Annotated in this window: 14 protein-coding genes and 1 pseudogene; 5 read left to right on the forward strand and 10 right to left on the reverse strand. The window is 67.6% G+C overall.

Going from position 1 to position 19,814, the window contains the following annotated elements; all coding sequences use genetic code 11:
- Positions 1–3 precede the first annotated feature (3 nt).
- Positions 4–696 carry a peptidoglycan DD-metalloendopeptidase family protein gene (locus QE373_RS12990; RefSeq protein WP_309687191.1) on the forward strand — a complete coding sequence of 231 codons (693 nt, stop codon included), beginning with the start codon at positions 4–6 and terminating at the stop codon, positions 694–696.
- A 307-nt stretch (positions 697–1,003) separates the two neighbouring features.
- On the opposite strand, the gene QE373_RS12995 is transcribed toward QE373_RS12990, so the two are convergent.
- The 7 genes and pseudogenes from QE373_RS12995 to hflK all read right to left on the reverse strand — a co-directional run bounded on the left by QE373_RS12995 (position 1,004) and on the right by hflK (position 8,142).
- Positions 1,004–1,438, reverse strand: coding sequence for a pyridoxamine 5'-phosphate oxidase family protein (locus QE373_RS12995; protein WP_309687193.1), 435 nt, complete (start codon positions 1,436–1,438; stop codon positions 1,004–1,006).
- Between the two features lie 88 nt (positions 1,439–1,526).
- Positions 1,527–1,757 (reverse strand): hypothetical protein, encoded by a 231-nt coding sequence (locus QE373_RS13000; RefSeq protein WP_309687195.1) that lies wholly within the window; start codon positions 1,755–1,757, stop codon positions 1,527–1,529.
- A 404-nt stretch (positions 1,758–2,161) separates the two neighbouring features.
- Positions 2,162–3,454 (reverse strand): adenylosuccinate synthase, encoded by a 1,293-nt coding sequence (locus tag QE373_RS13005; protein ID WP_042613514.1) that lies wholly within the window; start codon positions 3,452–3,454, stop codon positions 2,162–2,164.
- Positions 3,455–3,659: 205 nt separating this feature from the next.
- Positions 3,660–5,636 (reverse strand): hypothetical protein, encoded by a 1,977-nt coding sequence (locus QE373_RS13010; protein ID WP_309687199.1) that lies wholly within the window; start codon positions 5,634–5,636, stop codon positions 3,660–3,662.
- A 261-nt stretch (positions 5,637–5,897) separates the two neighbouring features.
- Positions 5,898–6,083, reverse strand: coding sequence for a DUF2065 family protein (locus QE373_RS13015; protein WP_309687201.1), 186 nt, complete (start codon positions 6,081–6,083; stop codon positions 5,898–5,900).
- Between the two features lie 64 nt (positions 6,084–6,147).
- Positions 6,148–7,011: a protease modulator HflC gene (locus tag QE373_RS13020; protein WP_057509347.1), complete on the reverse strand. Its 864-nt coding sequence runs from the start codon at positions 7,009–7,011 to the stop codon at positions 6,148–6,150.
- A pseudogene (hflK, locus tag QE373_RS13025) lies at positions 7,008–8,142 on the reverse strand (FtsH protease activity modulator HflK). The gene QE373_RS13020 and the pseudogene hflK overlap by 4 nt, the downstream one beginning before the upstream one ends.
- 143 nt (positions 8,143–8,285) lie before the next feature.
- Between hflK and QE373_RS13030 the strand changes: the two are divergent.
- Together QE373_RS13030 and pilH are read left to right on the forward strand one after the other, a co-directional pair.
- Positions 8,286–9,281 (forward strand): YhdH/YhfP family quinone oxidoreductase, encoded by a 996-nt coding sequence (locus QE373_RS13030; protein WP_309687203.1) that lies wholly within the window; start codon positions 8,286–8,288, stop codon positions 9,279–9,281.
- Between the two features lie 88 nt (positions 9,282–9,369).
- Entirely contained in the window at positions 9,370–9,741 is a 372-nt protein-coding gene (gene pilH / locus QE373_RS13035) for a twitching motility response regulator PilH (protein ID WP_309687209.1), read from the forward strand.
- 507 nt (positions 9,742–10,248) lie between these two features.
- Here pilH and QE373_RS13040 read toward each other — a convergent pair.
- Positions 10,249–11,148, reverse strand: a complete 900-nt coding sequence (locus QE373_RS13040) for a DnaJ C-terminal domain-containing protein (RefSeq protein ID WP_309687213.1) — start codon at positions 11,146–11,148, stop codon at positions 10,249–10,251.
- A 190-nt stretch (positions 11,149–11,338) separates the two neighbouring features.
- On the opposite strand from QE373_RS13040, the gene QE373_RS13045 reads away from it, so the two are divergent.
- Both QE373_RS13045 and QE373_RS13050 read left to right on the forward strand, forming a co-directional pair.
- Positions 11,339–11,821 (forward strand): peroxiredoxin, encoded by a 483-nt coding sequence (locus QE373_RS13045; RefSeq protein WP_309687216.1) that lies wholly within the window; start codon positions 11,339–11,341, stop codon positions 11,819–11,821.
- A gap of 47 nt (positions 11,822–11,868) precedes the next feature.
- Entirely contained in the window at positions 11,869–12,438 is a 570-nt protein-coding gene (locus QE373_RS13050) for a ferritin-like domain-containing protein (RefSeq protein WP_057508731.1), read from the forward strand.
- A 6-nt stretch (positions 12,439–12,444) separates the two neighbouring features.
- Here the strand turns inward: QE373_RS13050 and pbpC are convergent, their stop codons facing one another.
- Entirely contained in the window at positions 12,445–14,817 is a 2,373-nt protein-coding gene (gene pbpC, locus QE373_RS13055; RefSeq protein ID WP_309687222.1) for a penicillin-binding protein 1C, read from the reverse strand.
- 46 nt (positions 14,818–14,863) lie between these two features.
- Positions 14,864–19,798, reverse strand: coding sequence for an alpha-2-macroglobulin (locus QE373_RS13060; protein ID WP_309687224.1), 4,935 nt, complete (start codon positions 19,796–19,798; stop codon positions 14,864–14,866).
- Positions 19,799–19,814 lie beyond the last annotated feature (16 nt).

Consider the following 19,814-nt stretch of genomic DNA (forward strand, 5'->3'; position numbering starts at 1 on the left):
CCGATGCGCGTGATGCCGTTGATCGCAGTGGGACTGGTGGTGGGCATCGGTGCCGGCTGGTGGCTGTTCGGCCAGCACGGCCAGGCGGTGGATATCGCGCCGGTGGATCCGGCGTCGGTGATTGCCGTGCCCGGTGAACCGGCGCCGTCGCCATCGGTGACGCCCGAAGCGGTGTCCGGACCGTCGCCTTCATCGCTGCAGGTGACGGCCGCGGCGCCCGCCCTGCCGGCCGCGCCGGTCGCCACGCCTGTCGTGGCGCCCGCCGGCAGTGGGCTGCTGTTGCCAGTGCAGGGCGTCGCAGCGTCGCAGCTGCAGGACACCTTTACCGATGCGCGCAGCGAAGGCCGGGTGCACGATGCCATCGACATCATGGCGGCCGAAGGCACGCCGGTGTTGGCGGTGGCCGACGGCCATGTCGAGAAGCTGTTCGACAGCGACAAGGGCGGGCTGACGATGTACCAGTTCGATCCCGATGGCGTGCACTGCTATTACTACGCGCATCTGCAGCGCTATGCCGACGGGCTGGCGGAGAAGAAGCAGATCAAGCGGGGTGAGGTGATCGGCTACGTCGGCAGCACCGGCAATGCGAATCCGGAAGCGCCGCATCTGCACTTTGAAGTGCATGTGCTGGGGCCGGAAAAGCAGTGGTGGAAGGGGGAATCGATCAACCCGTATCCGTTGCTCACGGGGCGGTAACCGGCCGCTGCGCTCGCCGACCATGGGTCGGCGCTACCAATGTCCGCTGCGTGCCGGCCGCTGCGCTCGCCGACCATGGGTCGGCGCTACCAATGCCCGCTGCGTGCCGGCCGCTGCGTTCGCCGACCATGGGTCGGCGCTACCAATGTCCGCTGCGTGCCGGCCGCTGCGTTCGCCGACCATGGGTCGGCGCTACCAATGCCCGCTGCGTGCCGGCCGCTGCGCTCGCCGACCATGGGTCGGCGCTACCAAGGCGGGGTGGGTCTGGTAGCGCCGAGCCATGCTCGGCGGGAACCGGGACCGCGCATTACACCGTCAGTTCACCATTTTCTTCGCCGTCCCACCAGGCGATGCGCGAGGCACGCACGTGAAGCAGCACGATGCCCGGGGTATCGATGCCCTGCTCGAACCAGCGCTCCAGATCCTTGACCCAATGCTCGGCGAAGGTCGCCTTGTCGGTATGCAGGTGGCAATGCCCCTGCACCGCGACGAAGATCGGCGGCTTGCCCAGCAATGACTTGGCACCGGTGAAGGACAGGCCGACTTTCGGATCGCGGCGGATGTCGGCCACCATGCGGGTGTTTTCAAACGTGAAAAACCAGCTGTCGCCATCGTAGTCCACGTCGCCGTTGTTGCTCACCGGCCGCGCCGCGTGCTCGCCGCCGTCGGTGGTGGTCTGCAGCATGACGAAATCGATGTCGGCCATTTTTTTGGCCAGGTCCTGCAGGGTGTAGGCGCTCATCGGTGATTCCTGGTTGGTGATGCGCCGAGGGTGGAGCGGTCGCGGTAAATGCACCGTGTAGGGCCAGCGAGGACGATGTGCAGTGTCATCACCGGACATCCGGGGACTCCTGCGCGGCAGCGTGCGGATGCGTTGCGGAGGGCGCTTCGGTGACGGCATGCTGTCCTGCCAGGTGGGCGATCAGCGCCAGCATCGCAACGGCCCTGCCCTGTGCGTCCAGGGTCTGTTCCAGCCGCTCGACCAGGTAGACCGGCAGGTCGAGCATGGCATCGCCGATAAGGGCATGCAGCCGCGTGCCGGGGGGAGAGAAGACGCCCATGGTTGCCTGTTCCTCGCTGCGGGCCACCCGCGGGATGCGGGTGGCGGACGGTGCGGGTTGGCATACCGGCGCTTTACGAAGTCAATCAAAACCGGCGGATGGGTTACATCCCCACACACCGCCCGCCGTAGAACCGGCGTGACGATGCATTCTCCGCCGTCCCCGAAGGGCAACAACAGAGTGACTTCGATAAAGCATTGCAGGATGCCAATCCCGGCGCGTGCTGTTGCACCCGCCTGTGCATCGTCGATGCAGGACACCGCTGCGGCTATGGGCCGATGTGCAAAACGACAGAGGGCGTGACGACCGGTGGCCGTCACGCCCTCTGCTGGAGCCCGCCGAGCATGGCTCGGCGTTATCGTTTTCCCACCGGGTGGCCCGGCGTTATCGCGTTATCGCCGGGATCAGGCAAACGGGTCCTGCAGGACCATGGTGTGGTCACGGTCCGGACCGGTCGACACGATGCTGATCGGGCAACCGGCCAGCTCTTCCAGCGACCGCAGGTAGGCGCGTGCGGCCGGCGGCAGGTCGTCCCAGTTGGTGATGCCGTGGGTGTTCTCGGTCCAGCCCGGGAACTCCAGGTACACGGGGGTGCACTCTTCCCAGCCCTGGCCATCCAGCGGGGCATATTCGGTGCGCTTGCCACGGTATTCGTAGGCGATGCAGATCTTCAGCTTTTCCATGCCATCCAGCACGTCCAGCTTGGTGATGCACAGGCCGCTGATGCCGTTGATCGCCACCGCGCGCTTCAGCGCCACGATGTCCATCCAGCCGCAACGACGCGGGCGACCGGTGGACGCACCGTACTCGGCGCCACGGTCACGGATGCCCTGGCCGATTTCATCGTCCAGTTCGGTCGGGAACGGACCACCGCCGACGCGCGTGGCGTACGCCTTGGCGATACCCAGCACGTAATCGATGGAATCGGCGCCCACGCCCGCACCGGCGAGCGCACCACCGACGGTGGTGTTGGAGCTGGTGACGTACGGGTAGGTGCCGTGGTCGATGTCCAGCAGCGCGCCCTGCGCCCCTTCGAACAACACCCGCTTACCCTGCTTGCGCAGGTCGTGCAGGATGCCGGCCACGTCGGACTTCATCGGCTGCACGTACTCGCCGAAGGCCAGTGCCTCGTCGAAGGTCTGCTGGAAATCGACCGCATCGGTGCCCAGGTACTTGGTCAACACGAAGTTGTGGTAATCCAGCGCGGTGCGCAGCAGTTCTTCCAGCTGCGCCGGGTAATGCAGGTCGGCGATGCGGATGCCGCGACGCGCCACCTTGTCTTCGTACGCCGGGCCGATGCCACGGCCGGTGGTGCCGATCGCCTTGCCGCCGGCAGCGCGTTCGCGCGCCTGGTCCAGGGCGATGTGGTACGGCATGATCAGCGGCGCGGCCGGGGAGATCTTCAGGCGCGAACGCACTTCCACGCCGGAGGTTTCCAGCTCGGCGATTTCCTTCTGCAGCGCGGCCGGCGAGATCACCACGCCGTTGCCGATCAGGCACAGCGCATCGGCGCGCAGGATGCCCGACGGAATCAGGTGCAGGACGGTCTTCTTGCCATTGATGACCAGCGTGTGGCCGGCATTGTGGCCACCCTGGAAACGCACTACGGCACCGATTTCCTCGGTGAGCAGATCGACGATCTTGCCCTTGCCTTCATCGCCCCACTGGGCACCAAGCACTACGACAGACTGACCCATGACGGGCTCCTCGAATTGTGTGCGGCCATCGGGGCCGCGGACGGGTAAACCGTGGCGAGGCTGGCCAGCGCGGGGTGGCGGCTCCAACGGGGAGGCGCCGGCGATGGAGGGCCCGGACACGGAAAAAGCCGAACGGGAGGCCCGTCCGGCTTTTGTGCATTATCCGGGTTTCGGGGGGCAGGTGCCACCCCGACCAGGGTCCGGGTCAGCCCCCGTTGGGGTCGGCCGCAGCGGCAGCGGCGCGCCTCGGAAACAGATGGTCGAAGGGCTGGGTGGGGCGTGGCGTGCAGCCGAAGGCGCTGTCGAAGCCCTGCACCAAGCGGGCCAGTCCCGCGCGGAACGGGCCGGGCGGATGGGCATCTTCGGCAACCTGCCTGCGCAGTTGCCGCCGGGTTGGGTTGGCGGCATGCAGCCCCGCGGTGGCAAGGAAAAAGCGCGGCAGATCGAACGGCTCACCTGCTGCATCCGCCTCCGCCTGCCCGGCACGTCGCGCCGCACTGATGCCGCGCAGGTCACACGCCGCTTCTTGTTCCACACGCGTGGCGTTCAAATGGATATCGTCTACCCATAAATCCCCGATACGCTGTCCGATGACGGTATCTTCGCGTGCCATCAGTGCTTTGGTCTCGGCACTCAGTTCGCCCGCGTCGCCCATCACGTGCGCGATTTCATGCCCCAGCATCAAACCCAGCGTGCCCCAGCGCTCCTCACGGGATGCACCGAGCTGTTCAAGGCCGTGCAGCAGCGCCGGTGAGAGCCTGACCCGAAGGTCGTTCACGTTCGTGCCAAGCGAAAGGTGATGCGCAGGCCCTGCAATGCTCGAATCGGCAAGACCTTCAATGATGGCCAGATCGTTGCGCGTGGCGAGTGCGTCGAGCGCCTGCATATTGGCAAGGTGCGAGGGCGAGCCGATGAATCCGTCCCAGCGGACCTGATGGCCTGCGTCGTCGAAAACCAGCTGGACGGCCTCGAGCCCTGCTTGCAGCGAAGCACGGTCCGCATCGGGCAACGCGGACAGCGCCAGGTCGTCGATGAAAACCTGGCGGATCGCATCGAACATCGCCAGCGCCGGTGCGGTCAGCGCCGGTGCCATGCGCTGGCCGTACCAGGCACTGAGCAGCAACCTGCCGCCGCGGCTCGCATCCAGCTGTTCCAGCCGTTCTTGTGGTTGGAAACCGCCCTGCAGGTACCGCTGCGCGCGACGCGCCTGGTGGTATTGCAGGAATGCCTGCCAATCGGCAAGCGGGCGCTGTTCAAGCAGCAGGTCCAGCTTCCTGCAGCTCTCCATGGTGATGTACAGCGCCGTCATCGGATCCAGGCCCAGCGATTGCCAGACGGTCTGCCAGGCAAATTCCGGCAGCGCGGCCTCGGCTTGGACAAGCGAGTAGGAGTCGAGCTGTACAGGTGCCTGGGCCAGCGTGCGTTCCATCTCCATGACATTGTCGGCTGCTGCCGCCGCCGCCGCGGACGCCATGCCGGACGCGTGCAGCAGATCGGCAATGCGATGGCGGTAAGCCAGCACGTCGGGATGGGAAATGGGCAGGCCATAGATCGCGACATCCGGGCTGCCAAGTGCGAAGTCGGTGGCCAGAATGCCGTTGCGGAAGACGCGCTCCAGGCCCAGCACCGACTCCTGACCTCGCAGTATCCCCTGGCACAGGTGCTGCTCGATGTCCGCACGGCTGGCGAGCGCGGCAATGGCATCACGCTGCGGCTGGAAATGCGACCACTGTCGGCCCGCAGGATCGGCGGCGGCGGCCCAGGTTGCGGCCAACGCGGCCTCGGCGTTCCCTGCTGTGGCCGATGCCTGCTGTGCCATCGTCAGCAACGACGCACTGCAGCGATGGCGCATGTCAGCGAAACGGGTCGGGATCTCACGTGCCGGTGGATGTTCCAGCTTCCAGAAGCCATTGGCGTAGTTGTCGAGCTGGCTGCAGGGGGTGGCAAACCAGGCCGCGATGCCCTGCCAGAGCAGCGAGCTGCCACCGCCGCCGCTCTCTTCGGCTACCGCAAGTGCCTCTTCGTTGGCCAACCCGGCCAAGGGCTCGGTGAACGAAGCAAACAGGCCGGGGTGGAAACCGCGGGGTGGCATTGCCGGCGGCTGGAGTGCGGCACGCGGGACGTTCTGGACCCGCGTGGCGGTCGTCGCCGCGGCCTGCCCGGCCAGCAGCAGCGCGGTCATCACCGTCAACGTGGACCGACGGTCCCAGGGCCTGTTGCCGACGTAACACACCCCGGAGGGGGGCCGCGGCGGTACGCGCACTCGGGCAGACACCGGCTGCCTGCCTGCGGCCCTCGCGGCCTCGTTGCGGCCCTGACGCACGCGCATGGTAGCTGTTTCAATCGGCATCGCCCTACCTCCTGCTGGTCGAGGCTTGACGTTAATGACAGACGTTTCAGCCTGCCAAGAGCCATATGCGACGAAGCGCGATGGATGAAACCCTTAGTGCCGGGCCCACCACAGCAGGCTCAGGCCCGCCAGCAGCACCAGCCCCCCGAAGCTGCGCAGGGCGGGACCGGGCATGTCCAGCAAGCGTTCGGCCATGCGCTTCCACGCCAGTGGCGCGGCAAACAACAGCAGCCCTTCCAGCACGGCCACCAGGCACAGCGCGGCGAACAGATCTTTCATCCAACAGCTCCACAAAAAGCACGGGGCCCGGACATGCCGGGCCCCGTGGGAAAACGACTGCGACTCAGCGGTCGCTCTTCAGGTACTGCAGGAACGGATCATTCTTGTCCAGCACGATCACGCCGTTGCCATCGGTCAACGAGTTCCGGTAGGCCTCCAGGCTGCGGGTGAACGCGAAGAACGACGGATCGGCCGAGCCGGCCTCGCCGTAGATGCGTGTTGCATCGGCATCGCCCTCACCGCGCAGGCGCTGGGCATCGCGTTCGGCTTCGGCCACCAGCACCGTCGCCTCGCGATCGGCCTGGGCACGGATGGTCAACGACTGCTCCTCGCCTTCCGCTCGCAGCTTGGCCGCTTCCTGCTTGCGCTGGGCGCGCATGCGCTCGTACACATCGTTGATCACCTGGCTGTCGGTCGGCAGGTCGATCTGCTTGATGCGCAGGTCGATGATCTGCATGCCCAGGCCCTTCACCGCTTCGTTGATGCCGGTCAGCTGGTCGGCGATCAGTTCGCTGCGGTCACCGGACACCAGCTCGGTCAGCGAACGCGAGTTGATCTGGTTGCGCAGCGAATCGGTGATGATCGGTGCCAGGCGGGCATTGGCCACGCGCGGGTCGCCACCGGTGGCGCGGAAATAATCGCCCACGTTGGAGATGTAACCGATGGCGAAGAAGTCGACGCTGACGTCCTTCTGTTCGGCGGTGAAGTAACGCGCCGGCGCGGTATCAAGCACCTGGAAGCGGCGATCGAACACGCGCACCGTTTCCACCAGCGGCACCTTGAAGTGCAGGCCCGGCTTGATGTCGGCGCGGACCACGCGGCCCAGGTTCAAGACCATGCCGGTCTGGTCCTCACGGACCACGAACACCGACCCCAGCAGGCCGAACAGGATCACGACCACCAGGCCGATCCACAGTGAACTCCTCATTGGCTGCCCTCCTCACGGCCGCTCGGTCGTCCCGTCGGGCGGCCTGTCGGCCGGCCTGCATCACGCGGGGTGGGGCTTGCACTGCCGGTCACGGCAGGCAGCACGACATCCGGATTGGACAATGGCAGCTGCGCTGCACCGGTCGGGCGGGATTCGCCCGGGAACGGCACGTACAGGACCTGGCGGCTGTCGCCACCGATCACCTTGCGGTTTTCGGCCAGCACCTGTTCGACCGTTTCCAGCCACAGGCGCTTGCGGGTCACGTCCGGCGCGTTCTTGTACTGCTGCTGCAGCAGCGTGAAGCGCTGGGCATCACCTTCGGCGCGCGACACCACGGCCGCCTTGTAGCCTTCGGCGGTGGTACGGGTACGGGCGGACTGGCCGCGTGCTTCCGGAACCACCTTGGCCGCGTAGGCCTGCGCTTCGTTGATCAGGCGTTCCTTGACCTGCTGCGCACCGTTGACCTCGTCGAAGGCCGGCTTCACTTCTTCCGGCGGACGCGCATCGGGCAGGCGTCAGGCCGGTCACGGTGACACCGGTGCGATACGCGCCCAGCAGGGTCTGCAGGCGGGTTTCGGCGGCGGTCGCCAGCGGGCCACGGTTGTTGAGCACCGAGTTCAGGTCGGCACGACCGACTTCTTCGCGCACCGCGCTCTGCGCCGACTGCTCCAGCACCTGGTTGGCATCGTAGGTGCCGAACAGGAACAGGCGCGGATCGTCGATGCGGTACTGCACGTTGAGCGAGACGTTGACGATGTTCTCGTCACGGGTCAGCACCGGCACCGAGACCGAGAAGGTCTTGATTTCCGTGGCGTTGACCTTGGTCACCGACTCGATCGGCCAGGGCAGCTTGAAGCTGGGGCCCGGCTGCAGGATGCGCGAGAACTGGCCGAAGCGCAGGACCACGCCACGCTGCTGTTCGCCGATCAGCTGGAAGCTGGAAAACAGCAGCAGCAGGACCGCCGCGATGGCGATCCAGCGGACGATGCCGCCATCGAACATTTCCTTCAACGGCCCCGGGAACCCACCCCAGCCACCACCAAATCCGCCGCCGCGGGGCTTGGAAGGCCCCCGCCGGTTGTCTTCGGGACGGTGTCCGTCCCTGTTGCCGCCGGGTGTATTCCAGGCCATGCACGCTCCATCTGAATTGGGCCGCGCCACGGGCCCTTCCCGTGACACCAGCCTTGTACCGGTTTCCCTGATTCTACAAGATGGGGCGGACCAGAAGGATTGGAAGGGGGTAAGGTGATATTTCCCCGTCAGCGAGCGTTCCAATGTCCCTGCCCGACAGCTTCAGCGCCTTCCGCATCCACAAGGACGACCACGGCCACCGCAGCGGCCTGGAGCCCCTGCAGGTGGACGATCTTTCCCCCGGGCAGGTGCTGGTCCGCGCGCAGTGGTCGTCGGTCAATTACAAGGACGCCTTGGCCGGAACCGGCCGCGGCCGCATCCTGCGGCGGTTTCCGCTGGTCGGCGGGATCGACGTGGCGGGCGTGGTGGTCGCTTCGACCGACCCCGCCTGGCGCGAAGGCGATGCGGTGCTGGCCACCGGCTGCGGCCTGAGCGAGACCCGCGACGGCGGCTACAGCCAGTACGTGCGGCTGGAATCGAGCGCGGTCATTGCCCAGCCGCCCGGGCTGACCCCGCGCGAGGCGATGGTGCTGGGCACCGCCGGCTTCACCGCCGCGCTGGCGCTGCTGCGCATGCAGGACAACCGCCTGACGCCGGACCACGGGCCGCTGGCGGTAACCGGCGCCAGCGGGGGGGTCGGCAGCCTGGCGGTGGATATCTTCAGCCGCGCCGGCTATGCCGTGCATGCGGTGAGCGGCAAGCCGGAGCAGGCCGACTGGCTGCGCGCGATCGGTGCCAGCGAGGTGCTGCCGCGCGAGGTGCTGGCCGATACCGCGCCGCTACAGTCGGCGCGCTTCGGCGGTGGCCTGGACAACGCAGGTGGCCCGATGCTGGCCAGCCTGCTGGCACAGACCGTGGGCTACGGCAGCGTGGTCAGCGCGGGACTGGCCGCCGAGCCGACCCTGGACATGACCGTGATGCCGTTCATCCTGCGCGGCGTATCGCTGCTCGGCGTGTCCTCGGCCAGCGCACCGCGGACGCTGCGCGAGCAGGTCTGGGAACGGCTGGGCAGCGACTGGAAGCCGGCGCACCTGCAGCAGATATGCACGCGGGAAATCGGGCTTGCCGAGCTGCCGCCGGTCTTTGAAAGCATGCTTTCGGGCGGAGCGCACGGGCGTACCGTGGTGCGGATCGACTGAACGTCGCAGGCGGGCGACGGACGGCACGTTGTCGCCTTCTCCCCAAGGCGAGCGGCACACTACACTGCGGCATCACCTGGGGAGCAACATGGCACGCATCCTGATCGTCGACGATTCACCATCGCAGCTGTTGGGGATACAGCGCATCGTCGAGAAGCTGGGTCACCAGATCCTGACCGCCACTGATGGGGCGGCCGGCGTGGAAACCGCGCGCGCCGAACTGCCGGACCTGGTGCTGATGGACGTGGTGATGCCCAACCTCAACGGCTTCCAGGCCACCCGCACGCTGGCCCGCGATGAAAGCACCCGCCACATCCCGGTGATCCTGGTGACCACCAAGGACCAGGACACCGACCGCATGTGGGGCATGCGCCAGGGCGCAAAGGCGTACATCACCAAGCCGTTTTCCGAAGACGAACTGTCCGAGGTGTTGGAGCGCGTGTTCGCCGGCCAGCCCTGACCGGGCGTCGGTCGAACGGGTGGGACCCCCTGGCGCGTGGCTGTTGTCTGAAGCTGCAGCCGGGGGTGGGCCGGGCGGGGAGGCTATGCGGGGCACGCGCAAGTACGTCCATGTAGCTCTTCGCGGCTCCTGCCGCTCAAGGCCCCGCATAGCCTCCCCGCCCGCCCCCCTGACAGGTTCCGGTGGCCGCCACCCGCGCAGAGAAAGAACAAAGGCAGGGGTCAGAGTCCTTTCGCTACGCGAAAGGACTCTGACCCCATCTCTCACCCACCCTTCCAACCCCCGCCGTGTCCATGGCCACCATGGACCTGTCGAAGGTGGGGCGGGGTGGCTGTGCAGGACCGTCTTTTCGCATGGATGCGAAAAGCGAGCCTCCATGGACGGATTCACGGCGTGTCCTGCACAGCCACCCCGCCCCGCCAACACAACAGCCCTGCAGCTTTTGCCGTTGACGTGAGCTTTTGACGTTGCCTGCGCTTCAAGCGGTGCGCAGCACAACAAACCCTCTCAGATCGACTCGCCGAACGCCTTGGCCAGGTTGCGGTAAGCCTCGGCCTGGGCCTCATCGTTGGCCGCCGGCGCCACGATCTCCAGTTCCACGATCTGGTCGCCGTCCGGGTTGCCCGGCAGGCCACGGCCGCGCAGGCGCAGCCGGCGCCCGGCATCGGACCCTGCAGCCACCTTCAGTTCCACCGCACCGCCCAACGTCGGCACGCTGATGCTGGTGCCCAGCGCCGCCTGCCACGGCGTCACCTGCAGGGTGTACAGGATGTTGCGACCGTCCACCTCGAACTGCGGGTGCGCGGCGTATTCCACTTCCAGCAGCAGGTTGCCACCATCCGTGCCCTGCCCGCCCAGCCGGATCACCTGGCCCGGCTTGATGCCCTTCGGCACGCGCACGTCCAGCTGGCGGCCGTTGACCGTGATCCGCAGCGTATCGCCGTTGTAGGCCGCTTCCAGCGGAACCGAAAGCTTGGCCCGGGTGTCGCGCTGCGGGGCGTGGCCACCGCTGCTGAAGCCAGGACCGGGGCCGCGTCCGGCCGCGCCACGCTGGCGCGCGAACAGGCTCTCGAAGAAATCGCTGAAGCCGCCGTTGGCACCGCCTGCGCCGCCACCGAACACCTCCTCGAAATCGAAGCCACCGCCCCCGCCGTAGTTGGGCGGGACATTGAACTCCTCGCCCGGCCGGTACCCCTGGGCCTTCAACTGGTCATACGCCGCGCGCTTCTGCGGGTCGCGCAGCGCCTCGTACGCCTCGTTGATGCCCTTGAATTTTTCTTCCGCGCCGGCTTCCTTGCTGACATCCGGGTGGTACTTGCGCGCCAGCCGCCGGTAAGCGGTCTTGATTTCGGCGTCGCCTGCGCTGGGCTCCACGCCCAGCGTGGCGTAGTAATCCTTGAATTCCATCGTTCTACCTCGAGTGATCCGTCGGCACCGGGGGCGCCAACCCGCGCCTATTCTAGCGGCTGCCGTGTGCAGGCCCGGACGTTGCCGTCCCCCGTCGCCTGCCAGATCGGGCGTGCACGCGGGATTTTCAATCCGTTGACGCGGCCATCCCATCTGCGTGCCTACGCTGCCCGCTTACCAGGAGCCCCCCATGAGCATCCAAGCTGGCGACCCGATCCCGGAAGTCACCCTGAAACGGATCCGCGACGGCGTGGAGACGGTCGACACCAAGGCCTTGTTCGACGGCCGCAAGGCCGTGCTGTTCGCCGTGCCCGGTGCGTTCACCCCCACCTGCTCGGCCAGCCACCTGCCCGGGTTCATCGAACACTTCGACGCATTCCGCCAGCGCGGCATCGAGGTGTACTGCGTGGCGGTCAACGACCCGTTCGTGATGAAGGCCTGGGGCGAAAGCCAGCACGTGCCCGATGGACTGCTGATGCTGTCCGACGGCAACGGCGAACTGGCCCGCGCGCTCGGCCTGGAAATCGATGCCAGCGCGTCCGGCATGGGCATGCGCTCGCGTCGTTTCGCCCTGTACGTGGACAACGGCACGGTGCGCGAGGCCTGGATCGACGCCCCCGGCAAGTTCGAGGTGTCATCGGCCAAGCATGTACTGGCGCACCTGCCGCACTGATCAATGTAGTACCGCAATCAACGATAACGAAGGAGAAAAGGCCAGCCATGTCTAAGCCAGCCAAGCACCCCCACCCCGCCCATCCCGCCGGCATCAGCGATCGCCAGACTCTGCGCGACAACGCCCGGCGCAATATCGAAGATGGCGCGATCACCGATACCTACAACGCCGACCGCAAGGCGGTCATCCAGCTGCTCAACGATGCACTGGCCACCGAATACGTGTGCGTGCTGCGCTACTACCGCCACTACTACATGGCCAAGGGCATGCTCGCCGACGCGGTCAAGGCCGAGTTCCTGGAACACGCGCAGCAGGAACAGGCGCATGCCGGCAAGCTGGCCGAACGCATCGTGCAGCTCGGCGGCGAGCCGGACTTCAACCCGGACACCCTGACCGCACGCTCGCACGCCGAGTACAAGGAAGGCAGTGACCTGCGTGACATGGTGCGCGAGAACCTCATCGCCGAACGCATCGCCATCGACAGCTACCGCGAGATGATCAATTTCGTCGGCGACAAGGACACCACCACCAAGCGCATCCTGGAAGAGATCCTGGCCCAGGAGGAAGAGCACGCCGACGAGTTCGCCGACCTGCTGGATGGCTGGATCGGCAAGTAAGCCGACTCAGCGCACCACGTTGAACCGCACCTGGGTCCAGGCCCCATCGCTGGCCAGTGCGGTCAACGTGTGCCGTCCTGGCTGTTCGAAGCGCTGGCTGAACGGCTGGGCGCCGCGGGTGCGGGCGATCCAGCGGCCGTCCAGCAGCCAGTCGATGTCGTGCTCGCTGCCGAGCGCACGCAGCTGCAGGCGCACGCCTTCGACTGCCCCCGGCGCGCGCGCCAGCGACGCCCCGTCGTTGAGCCCGTCGATATGCAGGGCGATGCTGGCCTGGCGTCCGTCGTCGCGACAATCCGGTGCCAGGGCGGGCAGCTGCGAGGCGGCCCGTGCCGCCTGCGGCAGCCACGGCGACAGCAGCGCCGGCCAGCGCGCGACTTCGCGGTCTTCCGCCTGGTGCGGCGCGCTGCAGTCGGCGGACAGTCGCAGGCCGCTTTGCAGATCAGCCTGGTAGCGCTGCCGGCCCGGCTGCCAGCGCCGCGCATCGCGCTCGGCGAAGGTGGGGGGCACGCTGCCATCAAGCAACCATGCACTCAGCCGGCGCTGGCACAATCCCGCCGGCAGCTCGCTGGCGAGTTCCCCGGTCGGCCAGCACACGTCCGCCTGGGTGACACTGGCCGGACGCGGCGGCGCGGCGCTGGCACGGCCCTGGCGCGGCAGGCTGTCGACCACCTCGAACATCAGCGGCAGTGCCGTCACCGCCCCGTACTGTCCGGGCAATGGCGTGCCGTCCGGCCGCCCTACCCAGACCCCCACGGTGTACTGGCGCGTGCTGCCGATCGCCCACGCGTCGCGGTAGCCGTAGCTGGTGCCGGTCTTCCACGCGACCCGCGGCCGGCCGCCGAGGTCGAAGGTATCGGTACCCTGCCCCGGGCGCGGATTGGCTTCGAGCATCTCGCGCACGATCCACGCCGCGCCCGGAGACACCAGCCGGCGATCTAGCACGGGATCCGCATCGGTATAGCGCACCCGACCGGCGATGCCATCGCGGTTCAACGCAGCGAAGGCACCGACCAGGTCCTCCAGCCGCGCGCCGGTGCCGCCAAGGATCAGCGACAGGTTGGGTGAGCTTCCACGTGGAAAGCGCAGCTGGATCCCGGCATGCGACAGGCGCGCGGCGAAGCGCGCCGGCCCGACCCGGTCCAACAGGTCCACCGAAGGCACGTTGAGCGACAGGCGCAGTGCGGTGGCCGCGCTCACCGGGCCATTGAAAGCCTCGTCGAAATTGCCGGGGCGGTAGCCACCGAAGCTCTGCGGTGCGTCCACCAGCAGGCTTTCCGAGTGGATCAGGCCGTCATCCAGCGCCATCGCGTACAGGAACGGCTTGAGCGTGGAACCCGGCGAGCGCCACGCCTGCACCATGTCCACGTGGCCCAGCCGCTGGCGGTCGCCGAAGTTCAGCGTGCCGACGTAGGCGCGTGCCTGCAGGGTCTGGTTGTCGACCACCAGCAGCGCCGCCGACGTCCGCTCGGGCAGCGTGGAGAAGTAGCTGGAAAGCCGGCCCTCCAGCGTGCGCTGCAGGTCGATGTCGATGCTGCTTTCGATGCGTGGCTGACCGGGTTGCGCGGCACGCAGGCGCTGCGCCAGCAAGGCGGCATGCAGGGGTGGACGCAGCGAACGGGTGACCACCGTTTCCACGCGTGCATCTTCCACCGCGTCGGCGGACCAGCGCCCCAGCGAAGCCATCCGTGCCAGTACCTTGTCACGCGCCTGCTGCGCTGCCTGCGGATGGCGGTCCGGACGCAGCCGGCTGGGCGCCTGCGGCAGTACCGCCAGCAGCGCTGCCTCGGCATGCGACAGCTGCGCCGCCGGTTTGCCCAGGTAGGCCCAGCTGGCCGCTTCAACGCCCTCGATGGTGCCGCCGTAGGGCGCGCGCTCCAGGTACAGGGTCAGGATCTCGCGCTTGGAAAGGTGCGCTTCCAGCTGCAGCGCGCGCAGCATCTGCTTGGCTTTTCCCCAGGGCGTGCGCGTATGCGGGTCAAGGATGCGCGCCACCTGCATGGTCAGCGTGGAGCCGCCCGACACGATGCGCCCCTGCCCCAGCATCTGCGTGCTGGCGCGCAGCAGCGCGACCGGGTTGATGCCGGGATGGCGCCAGAACCAACGGTCCTCGTAGCCCAGCAGGGCCTGCAGGTACAACGGGGAGACCTGGTCGACCGAAGCCGGGTAGCGCCACACACCTTCGGCATCGCTGAACGCGCGCAGCGGGCTGCCGTCGCGCGCGACGACCAGCGTGCTGGTATCGCGCTGCTTCGGTAACGGCGGCGGGAACGCCAGGTCGAGCAGCAGCACCGCCAACAGCAGCGCCGCGCTGCCCCAGCGCAGCCACGGCCACAGCGGCCGCAGGCTGCGCCGCAACCGGCGCAGGCCGCGTTTGATCACCGGCGGCCCCGTAGGCAGGCCGCAGCGTGGCGGCCCGCCCGCCGGCTCACGGTTGCACCACCGTGATCGTGCTCGGGTTGCTGCGGCCGACACCGCGCAGCTGCGGTCGGTACATGTCTTCAACCAGCGACGGCGGCACCGTGTAGGTGCCCGGAGTGACCGCGCGCACCAGGTAGAACAGCGTCGCCTTGCTGCCACGCGACAGGTTCAGTGCCGCCACGTAGCGGTCATCGCGGAACTCCTCGTGCTTGACGTCGGCCGCATCCCCGCGTGCGCTGATGCCGATGCCGTCCACCACCACGTCGGCCCACTGCTTGGCATCACCGAGGTTGAAATTCTCGATCTCCAGCCCGGCCGGCAGCAGGTCGGTCAGCAGGGCGTCGGGCATGCTGCTGTCCGGGGTGACGGTGACGCGCACGATCAGTGCCTCGCCTTCCTTCAACGGACGCGGCGTCCACGGCTTGCCGTCGGTGCCGAACCAGCTGCGCTCCACCCCGATCACGCTGTTGTCCGGCGCCGGCGCGGTGCGCGGAATACCCGCCACGTCGATGCTGGCGAACATCGGCGGCTCGCCGGTGGGCGCAAAGCGCACGCCACTGAGCAGCTGCGCGGCATCGAAACCGCGGCCGAACAGGCGACGCTCCCCGATGCTTTCGGTCTGCGCACCGATCACCAGCTCACCGGCCACCCGCTTCTTCTGGTTCGCGGCCAGCGCCTTGCCCAGGCGGGCGATGGCCACCTGTTCCTGGGTGCTCAGCCACATCCAGCCACGGTTGCGGCGGCTATCCAGCTCACGCCCGAGGTCCACCGAACGCGCATCCCAGGCCGGCTTGGCCAGGTTGTGCTCGTGGGTCAGCGCGATCATCAGCGCGTCATCGCGGATCGCGCTGCCGTAGTCACCGAAGTACGACGGCCGTTCGCTGCTCGGCTTGGCGAAGCCGGCCGCGATGGCCGCTTCACCGCGCTTGCGGTCACCCTGCAGCGACAACGCCACGCCCAGGTGCACCAGCGGCAGGCCACCGATGGCCTTGGCCCGTTCGTTGTCATACAACGTGCGCAGGGTGCCCAACGGCGCGCGGTTGACCCGCGCCAGCACGTAGCCGGAGTAGGCCTGGTTGGCGAACTTCAGGTTGTCACGGCGATCCTGGCCATAGAACTGATTGCCGCCGGACAGCAGGTCCTCGCTGAGCCGGTTCAATGCCTTCTGCAGCACGTTGTCGGGTACGGCGAAACCGGCATCGCGGGCATCCAGCAGGAACTCGGTGATGTACGGCGTCAGCCACGGATTGACGTAGCCGTCGTCGCCCCACATGGAGAAGTTGCCGTTGGCCACCTGCATCGAAGCCAAGCGACCGAAGGCGCCTTCCATGCGCTCGCGGCGCACCTTGGCGTCCAGTCCGTCGGCACCGAGCATCGTCGACGTGGCCTGGTCCAGGATCAGCGCGGCGTAGCCCTTGCTGGTGGTCTGTTCGGCACAGCCGTATGGATAGTTCAGCGCCCCCTGCAGGGCACTGGCGAAGGGAATCGGTGGCAGCGGGCTGACCAGCAGGCGCGCGGTCACCGATTCCGGCATCAGGCCGTCCATCAGGCTGCCATCCAGGCTGATCGCAGCCAGCGGATCCAACGTGCGCACCTGCGAACGCAGCACCTGCGGCCAGGCCGCACGTACCGGCAGGTCGTAGCGGCGATCGGCCTTGAAGCCGTTGCCGTCCACCCGCACCCGCACCTTGGCCACGCTGTGCCCTTCGCGCGCACTCAGCGGGAAGCTGAGCGTGCTCTTGGCATCGGCCGCCAGCTGGATGCTGCGCGTGCCCTCGGCCAGGCTCAGCGGGCCTTCGGTTTCCACCCGCACGTTGAACTGGCCGGGCTTGCCGGTGAAGTTCTGCACGTCCAGGGTGACCGTGCTGCGGTCGCCCGGGGCCAGCACGCGCGGCATGCTGGCTTCGGCCAGCAGCGGGGCGCGCACCACGGTTTCCACATCGCGCTTGCCATAGCTTTCATCGGCATACACCAGCGCCGACACCCGCAGCGTGCCGTTGAAATCCGGCACCTTCAGGCGGACCCGGGCATTGCCCTTGGCATCCAGCTTCACCGGCCCGGTGAACAGGTCCACGGTCTGCACCCGCGCGGTCGGCCGCTTGGCCTGCGGCAACGCCGCCAGCGCCATGTCGCCGCCGAATTTCAGCTTGCCGCTGCTGCCGTCGAAGCTTTCGATGACGCGGCTGTAGATGTCATAGGCATCGATGCCCAGCCGGCGCTGCGCGAAGAAATGCGCCGCCGCATCGGGCACCGGGAAGCGGGTGATGTTGAGGATGCCCACGTCCACCGCGGACACGGTCACGTGCGCGACCTTGCCGGCCAGCTGCGGCACGCTCACGGTGACCGGCAGGTCCTGCTCCGGACGCATCTGCTTCGGCGCCACCAGTCCCACCGCGACCGTGCGCGCCTTGCGGTCCATCGGCACGTGCACCACGCCCACCGCGCGTGCCGGGGTCACCTTGCTCGGTGCGCTGCCGCCACGGAACACCAGCGCGGTGATGTACACATCGTGGCGCTCCCAGTCGGCGGTGACCGGAATCCTGAAGGTGCTGCCCGGCTTGGCGTCGATGTCCTGCACGTAGATCATGCGATCGGTTTCCACCATCAGCAGGCCACGACCTGCATGCGGCGGCGTCACCGTCACTTCCAGCGTGTCGCCGGCCTTGTAGCCGGTCTTGTCCAGGCCCAGCTTGACCTTGTCCGGGCGTGCATCCAGGCCCCGGTTGTCGTCGCCCCAGCTCCAGCCTGCGCGGAACGGGTAGCGGCTGGACAGACCGGTGGCCGGATCGAATACGTCCACCCGGTATTCGCCCCACTCCACCGGCACGTCGAAGGCCACCGCGCTGGTGCTGGCGTCGACGGTGCGGGTGTCCTTGTTCTCGAAGCGGCGGGTGAAATCGTAGTCCCAGCGATTGTCGTTGAACGCCCAGTGGTAATCACGGAGCTCGCGCACCAGGGTGACCTTCAGCCCCTTGGCCGGCTGCGGCTTGCCGGCCGCATCCACGCGCATCAGTTCAAAGCGCGCGGTGCCATTGGCATCGGCGCCGTCGTCCGGGTTGAACAGCGGGCGCACGCCGACCAGCGCCGCGGCCGGCCACATCACCCGCTTGAGGGTGCGGTTGACGGTGCGTCCACCGGTTTCATACAGGCTGCCCGACAACACCACCGCCACCGGGGTCTTGGCCTTGGCGGCTTCTTCCGGCAGGTCCACATCCTGCTTCAGCATGCCATCGGCGGGCAGCGTGGTGTCCACCACGTCCTTGGCTTCGCGCGGCAGGCTCACCGTCGGGTCGCCGAAGAAGTAGCCCGGCAGGCCTTCCACCGGCGTCTGTTCCACCGCCACCGCCAGGCGCGCGGTGAAGCGATTACCGTCGGCCGGTGCGCCATACAGATAGGCACCGTTGGCCTGCAGCCGCAGCGCATCACCGGGTTTGAGGCTCTTCTGTGCGCTGTCCAGGTCCAGCTTCATCCGCTCCGGCAGGAATTCTTCGATGCGCAGGGTCATGCCCTGGATCGCTTCCTTGCTGGCCGGATCGGTGCGGAACTCGACCTGCCAGCGGCCGGTCGGCGCATCGGCAGGGATCAGCTGTTCGAAATTGAAGTAGCCCTGTTCGCCGGGCTGCAGCTGGGTTTCGCGGAAGATCTTGCCATCGGGCTGCTTCAGCCGCAGGAACACCGGCTGGCGTGCCTTGGCATCCTTGCCCGGTGCAACCGGCTTGCCATCGTTGTCGCGCAGCAGCGCGGACAGGCGCACGGTCTCGCCGGGACGGTACAGGTCGCGCCCGGACCAGGCGAACACATCGAACCAGGCGTTGTCGCGCCCGGCCACCGCGAACTCGCTCAGGTCCAGCGCGGGCTGGTTGAACGGCAGGAAGCTGGTGTCCTTGCCGCTGCCGGCGACCAGCACGTGGCTGGCATCCAGGGTGTAATCCAGCAGCGCGTTGCCGTTGCCGTCGGTGCTGCCGCGCAGGACCACTTCGCCCTTGCCGTCCAGCACGCGCACGTCCACCTTCTTCAGCGGCGCGCCGTCCTTCAGCGAGGCGGTGTGGACGAACAGCTTGTCCTTGTACGCGCGGGTATGCAGGCCGATGTCGCTGACACTGAAGAACGCGGTATCGAACTCACCATCGAAGGCACCGGTGCGCTTGAGCACGGCGAAGTACAGTCCGGGCTCCTGCAGTTCCTTGATGTCCTGGGTCGGCAGGTAGGTCAGCACGCGCTCGTTCTGCTTGCCGCCCAGGATGAAGCGGTTGACGTAGACCGGTTCGGCCAGGCGGCTGATCGGCGTGCGTTCGCTGTAGTCGCTGTCCAGTTCCCAGCTGCCGCGGCGGCCGCCGCGCTGGTACTGGCTGAAGAACGTCGGCAGTTCCTTCTCGCGCACGCGCAGGAACTCCACGTCCACTTCCGGCACGTTGACCGACACCACCGGCAGGCCGCGGCTGTCGCGCGCCGGCAGCACGCTGCCCTGCGAGGCGAAGCCGGCCACCGGGGTCAGTTCGCCGCTGAACACCTTCTGCCGCAGTTCCTTGCCCAGCCTGCTGCCGTCGGCGGCCAACAGGTCGGCCGACACCACCAGCGAATATTCCCTGGCGGCTTCCACGAACGGGTAGCGCAGGGTCCTGCCGTCGTCGGACAGGGTCCAGCTGCTGTCATCGGTGCCGACCTTTTCCTCGAAGCGCACCAGCGCGTCGAAGTCCTGGGTGCCGACCAGCGGGCGCGAGAACTCCAGCGCCAGCGACAGGCCATCGTTCTTCTGGTCCGGGTAGGCGCGCAGCAGGGTGAACTCGGTCACCTGCTCGGCCTTGGCGGTGATCGCCTCGCCGCTGGCGGCGGGCAGCTGCCCGCTGTCGTTGCGGTTGCAGCCGGTGATGCCGGCCAGCAGGCTTCCTGCCATCAGGGCCGCCGCCCATCCCCACTTCCGAAGCCGCTGCGGACCGGTCATGTCGTCACTCCTTGAA

The sequence above is a fragment of the Stenotrophomonas sp. SORGH_AS_0321 genome (assembly GCF_031453215.1).
GTDB lineage: Bacteria > Pseudomonadota > Gammaproteobacteria > Xanthomonadales > Xanthomonadaceae > Stenotrophomonas > Stenotrophomonas chelatiphaga.